Source organism: Ilumatobacter nonamiensis YM16-303, assembly GCF_000350145.1.
Lineage (GTDB): Bacteria > Actinomycetota > Acidimicrobiia > Acidimicrobiales > Ilumatobacteraceae > Ilumatobacter_A > Ilumatobacter_A nonamiensis.
In genome coordinates this window covers 1-9,881 of the sequence record NZ_BAOL01000123.1, presented here as the reverse complement: position 1 = coordinate 9,881, position 9,881 = coordinate 1, and the positions used below count along the sequence as shown (strand labels likewise).

9 protein-coding genes are annotated in these 9,881 nt (G+C 67.2%); 2 read left to right on the top strand and 7 right to left on the bottom strand.

Annotation, left to right across the window (positions count from 1 at the left end; genetic code table 11):
• From ON45_RS12425 to rimP, 4 genes are all read right to left on the bottom strand, one after another.
• The coding region (locus tag ON45_RS12425; protein ID WP_040494305.1) for a translation initiation factor IF-2 N-terminal domain-containing protein at nucleotides 1-498 on the bottom strand (498 nt) is incomplete at its 3' end.
• A 48-nt stretch (nucleotides 499-546) separates the two neighbouring features.
• Complete coding sequence (locus tag ON45_RS24090) at nucleotides 547-906, bottom strand: YlxR family protein (RefSeq protein ID WP_083914879.1); 360 nt, start codon at nucleotides 904-906, stop codon at nucleotides 547-549.
• Nucleotides 863-2,194 carry a transcription termination factor NusA gene (gene nusA, locus ON45_RS12415; protein ID WP_241432201.1) on the bottom strand — a complete coding sequence of 444 codons (1,332 nt, stop codon included), beginning with the start codon at nucleotides 2,192-2,194 and terminating at the stop codon, nucleotides 863-865. The genes ON45_RS24090 and nusA overlap by 44 nt, the downstream gene beginning before the upstream one ends.
• Nucleotides 2,191-2,751 (bottom strand): ribosome maturation factor RimP, encoded by a 561-nt coding sequence (gene rimP / locus ON45_RS12410; protein ID WP_051062980.1) that lies wholly within the window; start codon nucleotides 2,749-2,751, stop codon nucleotides 2,191-2,193. Before rimP ends, nusA begins: the two co-directional genes overlap by 4 nt.
• 207 nt (nucleotides 2,752-2,958) lie before the next feature.
• Between rimP and ON45_RS12405 the strand changes: the two genes are divergently transcribed.
• A complete protein-coding gene (locus ON45_RS12405) occupies nucleotides 2,959-4,728 on the top strand; it encodes a proline--tRNA ligase (RefSeq protein ID WP_040494308.1) in 1,770 nt (589 codons plus the stop codon).
• Nucleotides 4,729-4,743: 15 nt separating this feature from the next.
• On the opposite strand, the gene ON45_RS12400 is transcribed toward ON45_RS12405, so the two are convergent.
• The 3 genes from ON45_RS12400 to ON45_RS12390 are packed head-to-tail and all read right to left on the bottom strand — an operon-like array spanning nucleotide 4,744 to nucleotide 8,675.
• Nucleotides 4,744-5,883: a hypothetical protein gene (locus tag ON45_RS12400; RefSeq protein ID WP_040494302.1), complete on the bottom strand. Its 1,140-nt coding sequence runs from the start codon at nucleotides 5,881-5,883 to the stop codon at nucleotides 4,744-4,746.
• 10 nt (nucleotides 5,884-5,893) lie between these two features.
• Nucleotides 5,894-7,780: a glycosyltransferase gene (locus ON45_RS12395; RefSeq protein ID WP_051062979.1), complete on the bottom strand. Its 1,887-nt coding sequence runs from the start codon at nucleotides 7,778-7,780 to the stop codon at nucleotides 5,894-5,896.
• Between the two features lie 46 nt (nucleotides 7,781-7,826).
• The gene (locus ON45_RS12390; RefSeq protein WP_040494301.1) at nucleotides 7,827-8,675 is read right to left on the bottom strand and encodes a MaoC/PaaZ C-terminal domain-containing protein; all 849 of its coding nucleotides are present in this window, start codon (nucleotides 8,673-8,675) and stop codon (nucleotides 7,827-7,829) included.
• An 87-nt stretch (nucleotides 8,676-8,762) separates the two neighbouring features.
• Between ON45_RS12390 and ON45_RS12385 the strand changes: the two genes are divergently transcribed.
• Nucleotides 8,763-9,860, top strand: coding sequence for a M14 family metallopeptidase (locus tag ON45_RS12385; RefSeq protein WP_051062978.1), 1,098 nt, complete (start codon nucleotides 8,763-8,765; stop codon nucleotides 9,858-9,860).
• The last annotated feature ends 21 nt before the right edge of the window (nucleotides 9,861-9,881 follow it).

Here is a 9,881-nt window from a genome sequence, read left to right as displayed (position 1 = left end):
CGGCGGGGTCTGTTCGGCGGCAGGTGCGGCTTCGTCGGCCGGAGCCGGGGTCTCGGCCTGCGGTTCCGCAGGCGGTGTCGGAGCGGTGGCCCCGGACGCAGGAGGCGCCGATTCGACGGGCGCCGTCGGTTCGGGCGCCGGGTCGGTCTTCGTGCCGGCGTCGTCCTCGGTGGTCGACTCAGCGGGCTCATCTGTGGCGGCCGCCTTCTTCGCTGCTGCCTTCTTCTTGGCGGGCGCCTTCTTGGCCGCTGCCTTCTGCTTGGCCGCGGCCTTCTTCTTGACCGCCTTCTTCACCGGCTTCGGCTCTTCGGGCTGCTCGTCGCGAGTCAGCCCCTCACGCTCGGCGCGACGCCGCAGCATGTCGGCGTATGCCTCTTGCAGTGACGAGGACGGCGCTTTCGCTGCGACCCCCGCAGCTCCGGCAAGGTCGAGCACCTCTTTGTTGGTCATTCCGAGCTCTTTCGCGAGCTCGTGGACGCGGATCTTCTTCGCAGGCACGTTTCGATTCAACCTTTCCCTGTCGTCATTCCCTCACCACTGCATCGATCAGCTGGTGGGTTGTTCGTCTCGTCGAAGCGCGGCACGGATGGCCTCGACGTCGTCCGGGCCGACACGTGTGCGCCAGGCCCGGCTGAATTGCTGTTGTGACAGCGCCCGATCGAGGCACGCCTCGACCACGCTGAACTGGGCGTCCGAGCGAGTGCCTTCGATCCGGCACAACCATGCACCACGTCCGCTGCTCGGGCCGTCGACCACGAGAGATACCGGCGCGTCGTCGTCCACCGTGCGCGTGATCCGAACGAGTTCGGATTGCGGACGGCGCCGGCGACAACCGATGCAGCTGCGGACGGGTACGTGTGAATCAATCGCTCGAACCCGCTTCGATCGTCGATGCCTCGGAGTCATCGGTCGGACTTTCCGGCTGGTCGGCCTCGGCGCCGGCCGCGTCGCCGGCGCTTTCCTGGTCGGACGCGTCGGCGGCGTCGGCTGCGGGCTTCTCGCCCGCTGCTTCGGCGGCGATGGCGGCGTCTTCGGCCTCGCGGTTGGCTTGGCGTTGTGCGGCTGCTTCCGCGGCCTGCTGGTCCTGCCATGCCGACTCGGAGATGACGGTGCCGTCGCTGGCGTGCCACTCCATCTCGCCGGTCTCCTTGTTGGCGACCCACTGTCCGTCGGCGTAGTCCACGTCCTCGGCGTCGCGGCCGCCGGAGGGGATACCTTCGGCGAGCTGCGTCTCGGAACGGATGTCGACGCGAACGCCGGTGAGGCGAGCGGCGAGCCGTGCGTTCTGGCCTTCGCGGCCGATCGCCAGGCTGAGCTGGTGATCAGGCACGATGACGTCGGCCTGGGTGGCGTCGTCGGAGATGATCACCTGGGTGACCTTCGCCGGCGACAACGCCTTGGCGACGAAGTCGGGCAGATCTTCGGAGAACGGCACGATGTCGATCTTCTCGCCGCGCATCTCGTTGACGACCATCCGGACTCGACCGCCACGGGCACCGACGCACGCGCCGACCGGGTCGACGTTGTGGTCGTTCGACCAGACGGCGATCTTCGTGCGGTGACCGGGCTCGCGGGCGCAGGCCTTGATCTCGACGATGCCTTCGGCGATCTCGGGCACTTCGAGCTCGAAGAGTCGCTTGATCAATCCGGGGTGCGTCCGTGAGACGACGATCTGCGGGCCCTTCGGCGTGCGCCGGACCTCGACGATGTACGCCTTCTGGCGCTCGCCCTGGGCGGGACGCTCGAACGGAACCTGCTCGGCCTGCGGGAGCAGCGCCTCGGCGCGGCCGAGGTCGAGCAGCGTGTAGCGCGCATCGGTGCGCTGGATGATGCCGGTGACGATGTCGCCCTCGCGGTTCGCGTACTCCTCGAACTTGCGATCGGACTCGACCTCACGGATCCGCTGGCTCATGACCTGGCGGAAGGTCTGGGCTGCGATGCGACCCATCTCTTCCTTGCGCGGCGTGTCGTCGCGCTCGTTGATCCAGTTGCCGTCCTCGTCGACGTCGTAGGCGATGAACGAGAACTCCATCGTCTCGGGATTGACTTCGACGACGACCTCGTCGGCGGCGTCGGGGCGGCGCTTGTAGGCCGACGCGAGGGCGTCGACCAGCACGTGGAGCAGGGCGTCCTCGGTGAGGCCCTTCTCCTGGGCCAACATCGAGATGGCTTCGCTCATGTCGAGATTCGTCACGACTGCTGCTTCTCCTTGTTGCTCTTCTGCGGATTCTTCGACTGCTTGTTCTTCGTGTTCCCCGGACCCTTGCCGGGTTTCGGCTTCGGCGACCAGTCGAACACGGTGCGCGCTTTGTCGACCGCGTCGATGTCGATCGTGCGCTCCTCGCCTGCGGTGGTCAAGACCGTGGCGGTGGTGTCATCGGCGGCGACGAGCTTGCCGTCCAGACGGCGAGACTCACCCTCGGCGACCGCGTGGCCCGTCAGGCGGACGGTGATGTCCTTGCCGATCTCACGTTGGAAATGGGCGGGTGTCCGCAGCGGCCGTTCGAGCCCGGGACTGGTGACCTCGAGCGTGTACGCACTCGAGATGGGATCTTCGTGATCCAACTCTCGGCTGATCAACCGCGTTGCGAGTGACAGCGTGTCGAGGCTGATGCCGTCGTCGGAACCGGCCCGAGTGTCGATCGTGATCCGCAACACCTTGCTGCGGCGCTCCACGTCGTAGAGGTCGAGGTCGAGATCGGAGGCGATCGGTTCGACCAGTTCACGCACTCGTTCGAGTTCTGTTGCCATGTCGATCTGCCTCCTCTCTGTTCCGATTCTCGGTCGGTTTCCTGGCTCATTCAACAAACAAGGCGTGAGGCAGAAGCCCCACGCCTTGGTCACGAAACCAATTTGCGATGTTCGATGATAGCAGCGGATCCTCCCGGTCGGAGGAGGAACACGGGAACGTCCGGTGCCGCGTGAAACCGGGCAGGGTAGGTTCGCTCCGTGCTCCGGATGTCGAACCTGTTCGTGAAGACCTTGCGTGACGACCCCGCCGACGCCGAGGTCGCGAGCCATCGCCTCCTCGTGCGCGCCGGCTACATCCGCCGCGCCGCGCCCGGCGGGTTCTCGTGGCTCCCGCTCGGGTGGGAGGTGTACCGCAACGTCGAGAACATGGTGCGCGACGAGATGAACAAGGCCGGGTTCCAGGAGGTCCACTTTCCCGCGCTCCTCCCCCGCGAGCCGTACGAGACGACCGGACGCTGGACCGAGTACGGCGACAACCTGTTCCGTCTCCAGGACCGCAAGGGCGCCGACTTCCTTCTCGCTCCGACGCACGAGGAGATGTTCACGCTGATGGTCAAGGACATCGCGGCGTCGTACAAGGATCTGCCCGTCAGCCTCTATCAGATCCAGACGAAGTACCGCGACGAGGCGCGCCCGCGTGCCGGTCTGCTCCGCACACGCGAGTTCGTGATGAAGGACTCGTACAGCTTCGACCTCACCGATGCCGGTCTCGACGAGTCATACGCCGCCCACCGGCAGTCGTACATCGACCTGTTCGATCGGATGGGTTTGCCGTACGTGATCGTGTCCGCGATGTCGGGTGCGATGGGCGGATCGAAGTCCGAGGAGTTCCTGTCACCGATGGACGTCGGCGAGGACACCTACATCCGCTGCACGAACTGTGACTATGCGGCCAACGTCGAAGCGGTCACCACGCCGGTTCCGGATGACGTCCCGCTCGACGGGCTCCCCGAAGCGATCGTGCACGACACCCCGGGGACTCCGACGATCGAGACGCTCGTCGACTTCATCAACGCGGACGCGTCGTTGCGGCTCCCGGATCGGGACTGGTCGGCGGCCGACACGTTGAAGAACCTCGTCGTCACGCTGAAGCACCCGGATGGCACCGTCGAGCCGCTCGCAATCGGCATCCCCGGTGATCGTGACGTCGACATGAAGCGGCTGGAAGCGGTCGTCGCTCCCGCCGAGGCCGAGCCGTTCACGGAAGCAGACTTCGCCAAGTACCCGAGTCTCGCCAAGGGGTACATCGGCCCCGGCGTGCTCGGCGAGCAGAATGCGACGGGGATCCGCTACCTGGTCGATCCGCGCATCGTCACCGGTACCGCCTGGGTCACCGGCGCCGACGCACACGGGCGCCACGTGATCGGGCTCACGGCAGGACGCGACTTCACCCCCGACGGCGTGATCGAGGCGGCCGAGATCCTGCCGGGCGACACGTGTCCGGCCTGTGGATCCGACGTGGAGATCGCGCGCGGGATCGAGATCGGCCACATCTTCCAACTCGGACGGAAGTACGCCGAAGCGCTCGACCTGTGGGTCCAGGGCGAGGACGGCAAGCCGGCCACCCCGACGATGGGCTCCTACGGCGTGGGCGTCACCCGCTGTCTCGCGGCGATCGCCGAGGCGACGAGCGACGACATCGGGCTGTGTTGGCCGCGAGAGATCTCACCGGCCGACGTGCACCTGGTGATGGCGGGCAAGGAAGGCGGTCCGCAGCGCGAGGCCGCCGAGAAGATCGCCGCCGAGTTGGAAGCGCGCGGACTGCGAGTGTTGTTCGACGACCGGGTCAAGGTCTCCCCCGGCGTGCGGTTCAAGGACGCGGAACTGATCGGGATCCCCACGATCGCTGTGGCCGGCCGCGGCGTCGCCGACGACGAGCCGACGATGGAAGTGAAGGATCGGCGCACCGGCGATCGCGAGGACGTCCCCCTCGACCAGGTCGTCGACCACCTCGTCGCCGTCACGAAACGGGTCTGACCCGTCACGTCGCGCTCAGGCGAAGAGTTGCTCGACGAACTGGGTCACAGGGAGCGACGGACGCCACGGAATCCAGCTGAGTGCGATCTGCACCACGGATGCACACGCGAGCAGGATCGTCACGTTCCGGCTGGGTCGTTCGGGCACGGTCATCACGCCGATGCTCGCGATGATCACCAGCGTCTGGCCGGTCCCGAGGTTGAACCCGAGCCACTGCGCGACCGTCAACGAGAGCAGCGCCATCAACGGTCCGCCCAGCGCGATCGGTCGCCGCCTCGCGATCAGGATCGCGGTGATCACGAACACCGGCGTGATCGCGACACGGCGGATCACGTCGACGAACTCGAGCAGCAGCGTCCCGAAGACGCCGTCGGGAAAGGCGAGGAAATCGTCCTGGGCCCGGACCGAGGCGAAGATCTCGCCGGTGAACTGCCATTCGAGGAACGCCCAGCCCAGCATCGCGGCGGCCGCCGGGAACACGACGACCGCGAACGTCGCGGAGATCGCACCGGGCTGGCCCCGGTACCGACGCCAGGCGACGAGCGGGGCCGCGGTCGCGAAGAACGTCGCGTACACGACCGTTGCCGGATCGCACATCGCTGCCACGCCCAGCGCGAGCCCGCACTGGAACCCTCCTTCGGTGTCACCGTCGACCGCGAAGCGCAGCAGACCCGCGAGCGCGAGTGCGAACAACGCCATCCCGAGGAATCCCGCCAGGTCCTGCGTCGACAGATAGGCGAACGCCGGAGTCGCACCGACGGAGGCGACGAGCAACGTGAGTGCGAGCGGAGCCACGTCACGGATGCGCAATCGCTCGGCGAGCACCTGGAGCACGACGCCGGCCGCGAGCGCTCCCACGAGACCCGACCAGAGTGCACCGCCCGGCAACAACGCGGCGACAGCCGTGGGGATCGGTGGATACACGTTGCCGAGGAAGTCGAACCGGTCGTCGCCCCAATCGATCGTCTTCCCGGCGACCTCGAGTTGTTCGTTGCTCAGGCTGACGATGCCCCGCGCATCGGCGACCAGCGCCAGGATCACGAACGGCACACCGAGGGCGAGACGGAGGAGCCATCGCCGTCCACGCGTCGACGGCCACCGTGGCCGCAGTGTCACGTCGGCGTCGAGCACCCCGGACATCGTCGCGGTCGTCATGCGGCCACCCTCACGTCGCCACCGGTTCGTCGGCAGGTGCGTGGCCGACCGTACTCAACCCGTGGGTGGTCTTCTCCCAGTAGTGCGGCTTGAACACCAGCTGCCAGAGCGCCTTGTAAGCCGCGATCGCGTGGAGCAGCCAGTAGACGGGGTTGAGCAGTCCCCACAGCACCAATCGGTACCGACGGCGACGGAACGCTCCCATCATCGAGACGTACACCATCAGCGCGTTCCCGACGAGGAGGTTGACGAGGCCGGCCCACAGCACCCATCCGGGCATGTACTCCGAGATCTGGTCGGGTGACGACAGCAACGTCACGATGAGGAGCGCGATCAGCGGTGGCGTGCAGAGGAACGCGAGCGGGGTTCCCCCGATGAGCAGGGCGAACGACAGCGCTTGACGCAACCCGACCGTGCGCACGAGCTGGAGCGGATGGCGCAGGTGTACCAGGGTCGTCTGCATGTAGCCCTTGATCCACCGTGACCGCTGACGGATGAAGTTCCCGTAGGCCGCGTTCGCCTCCTCGAAGGTCGTCGAGCGGATGACGCCGACGTGTTCGCCCAACGCCGACGCCCGAATTCCGAGGTCGGCGTCCTCGGTGACGTTGAACGGATCCCAGCCTCCGAGCCGCCGCAGCGCCTCGGTGCGGAAGTGGTTCGAGGTCCCGCCGAGCGGAATCGGCAGTTTCAACGCATCGAGCCCCGGAAGCATGTAGTCGAACCAGAAGCTGTACTCCAGCGTGAACATCCTGGTCAGAGCGTTCTCCTCGGCGTTCCAGTAGTTCAGCGCCGCCTGGACGCACACCATCGAGTCGTCGCCGCGCCGAAAGGCGATCACCGCCTGCTTCAGCTGATCGGGGTCGGGCCGATCCTCGGCGTCGAAGATCACCAGGAACTCACCCTTGGCGAAGAACAGCCCGACGTTGCACGCCTTCGGCTTCGTCTGGGGTTGGCCGGCGGGAACGACGACGAAGGTGATCGTCGCAGGAGGGTTCGACGCTTTGGCCGCCTCGATCGTCTCGGTGTCGTTCTCCTCGAGGAGCAGCAGGATCTGCAGCCGGTCGCGTGGGTAGTCGAGCGCTCCGAGGTTCGCGACGAGATCGGCGACGACGTTCGCCTCACGGAACACCGGCACGAGCACGGTGTACATCGGCAGCTCGGAGTCCTGCAGCGCGGCGACGTCCTCGGCGCTGATCGCATCCTCCCGTTCCAGGCGCGCGCCGACGAAACACACCCAGAACTTGAACGCGACGCTCACGAGGAACCCGACCCCCACGAGGGACGAGACGACGATGAACGTGTCGCGGGTGAAGGCGATGACGGCGACGAGCCCGAGGATCAACCCGACGACGAACAGGATCCGTTGGGAGGAGTTGAGGACGGTGCGCGCCGACTGGTCGGACGCATGTCGCCAGAGTCCGAGGCACGCGTCGTCGAGGATCTCCTCCTCGAATGCATGGAGCACTGCGCCTTCGACGTCCCATTCGGTCGTGGCGTGGAGCTCGACCGGTCGCTCGAGGACCGCCTCGAGGACCCGTCGCCGCTCGGCCGTCGGTGGGCTCGCCGTCGCGACGACGACCGACTCGCCCTCGCCCGGACCGATCGGGAACCACCCCTCGGCGACGAGGCGGCGCGCTTCGAAACGGTGCACCAACGCGTCGTCCCACTCCGTGGACGAGAGGTCGCAGAACGGGACCTCCCACGCCGATGCGAGCGCGCGAGCGAGATCGAGGCGGCCCACCGTCGCATCGGCGAGCAAGAGCGTCTCGGGCCGGGATCCGATGTCGTCGGCTCGTACCCGTGCCTCCGCAACGGCGGCTTCGTCTGCGAGCCCGGCGGCGAGGATCACCTCGCAGACGTCGACCTCGGTCAGGTCGCGATCGGTCGTGTCAGACATCAGGGCACGCCGAGACGGGGTTCTCGCGGTCGGGATCCATCGGCCGTCAGGAGTACCGGAGCAGACCCTGGTCGATCACGAGACGTTCGGTGTCACCTTCGCCTGCGCTGGTGGTGAACACGGCCTGCCCCGACTCGATCTCCCACATGCGAATCGTCAGCGATTCTCCGGGGAACACCGGCGATGCGAAACGACCTTCGATGTGGGTGAAGCGGGTCGGGTCGCTGTCGCACAACGCGTGGAGCAGCGCGCGGCCGGTGAAGCCGTACGTGCAGAGTCCGTGCAGGATCGGAGTGTCGAAACCGCCCATCGCCGCGAAGGCGGGGTCGGTGTGCAGCGGGTTCCGATCACCGGAGAGACGGTACACGAACGCCTGATCACGAGCGGTCGCATAGGTGACCTCGTGGTCGGCGCTGCGTTCCGGTGGGACGTTCTGCGGTCCCGAGGTCCCACGTTCACCGCCGAAGCCACCCGCACCGCGGATGAACACCGACGACGTGTTCGTGTACAGCGGTTCACCGCCGAGCGTCGCAGTCGTCGCCGACTCGATGACGGCAGCTTTGCCCTTGTCGAACATCCCGGTGATCTCACCGGTGAGGGTGACCGTGCCGCTGACGGGAATCGGTCGGTGCAAGGTGATCGCCTGCTTGCCGTGCACCAGTTGGGTCGGATCGAAGCTGCCGACCTTGCCCATCGCAGATCCGGCACCCCAACCGATGACGACGGGAAAGGTCGGGAACACGCGCTGGTCGACGCCGTCGGTGTTCTCGGTCGTGAACTCGAGTTCTTCGTGGCCGGCGCCGATTCCGACCGCATAGAGCAAGGCGTCGCGACTGTCCCACGTCGCCTCGACGGGATCAGAGGTAGAGCCGACAGCGTCCGGGTTCAATGCCATCCCTGAACGGTACGTCGTGGACTCCGACCGACACGCACTCGGCATGCGGAGGAGCGATCCACGCGCCCGATCTGGGAACATCGGGGCATGGCCGCTGACAGAGCTTCCGACCGACCGCACCTCGCCGCGACCTACCGAGAGGCCCGCAGCGCCGTGCTCGCTGCAGCTGACCGCGTGGGCGCCGAACCGCTCTCGTTCGTCCACCCCTCGGCCGGCCGAGAGGACGAGGAACTCGCGATCGACGTCATGACCGTCGGACCCGTCGACGCCGATTCGGTTCTCGTGATCGTCTCCGGGACGCACGGCGTCGAGGGGTACGCCGGCTCCGCGCTTCAGCGCTGGTGGCTCGAGTCACGGGCTGGTCAACGGCCGCCGGGCGTGCGCGTCGTGCTGATCCACGCACTGAATCCGATCGGCTTCTCCTGGGTCCGTCGGGTCAACGAGGACAACGTGGATCTCAACCGGAACTTCGTCGACTGGACGCAGCCACCGACCAACGACGCCTACGGCGAGGTCGCCCACCTCCTCGTGCCGGAGAGTTGGGACGAGGAGTCCCGAGCCGCCACGACGCACGCGCTCCTCGAGGTCGCCGGCGAGGTCGGGTTCGACCGCTTCCAGGAGATCGTGAGTTCGGGCCAGTACACCCATCCGACCGGCGTGTTCCACGGCGGATCCGGGCCGGTCTGGTCGCACCGCTGGCTCGCAGATCACTTCTCGGAGATCGCCGGGTCGGCACGTCGACTGGGACTGATCGACCTGCACACCGGGCTCGGTCCGTGGGGTCACGGCGAGCTGATCTCGCACGAAACGGGCGGGGATCCGGGCTACGAGCGCGGGACCGCCTGGTGGGGCGAGGTGCGCTCGATGCGCGACGGCGAGAGCGTGTCGGCATCGCTCGACGGCGACTGGCTCGCGGCGATCGATGGATGGGTCCCCGACGTCGAGGTCACCGCGGCAGCGCTCGAGTTCGGCACCGTCGACACCATCACGGTGATGCAGTCGTTGCGCGCCGATGCCTGGCTCCACGCCCACGGCGATCCGTCCGGACCCGACGCCGATGCGATCCGCGCGCAAGTTCGCGCCGCGTTCGCCGACGACGACCCGGCGTGGCTCGCGAAGCTCGTCGAGCGCTTCGACGACGTGACCTCGGCCGCCCTCACGGCGCTCACCCCGACCGTTACGTGACGGGTCTGACCCGTTACGTAA

What these genes read in the sequence shown, in the direction of transcription:
- ON45_RS24090 (WP_083914879.1), bottom strand. Translation starts at nt 906, where the DNA reads ATGACTCCGAGGCATCGACGATCGAAGCGGGTTCGAGCGATTGATTCA.
- rimP (WP_051062980.1), bottom strand. Translation starts at nt 2,751, where the DNA reads ATGGCAACAGAACTCGAACGAGTGCGTGAACTGGTCGAACCGATCGCC.
- ON45_RS12405 (WP_040494308.1), top strand. Translation starts at nt 2,959, where the DNA reads ATGTCGAACCTGTTCGTGAAGACCTTGCGTGACGACCCCGCCGACGCC.
- ON45_RS12400 (WP_040494302.1), bottom strand. Translation starts at nt 5,883, where the DNA reads ATGACGACCGCGACGATGTCCGGGGTGCTCGACGCCGACGTGACACTG.
- ON45_RS12395 (WP_051062979.1), bottom strand. Translation starts at nt 7,780, where the DNA reads ATGTCTGACACGACCGATCGCGACCTGACCGAGGTCGACGTCTGCGAG.
- ON45_RS12390 (WP_040494301.1), bottom strand. Translation starts at nt 8,675, where the DNA reads ATGGCATTGAACCCGGACGCTGTCGGCTCTACCTCTGATCCCGTCGAG.
- ON45_RS12385 (WP_051062978.1), top strand. Translation starts at nt 8,763, where the DNA reads ATGGCCGCTGACAGAGCTTCCGACCGACCGCACCTCGCCGCGACCTAC.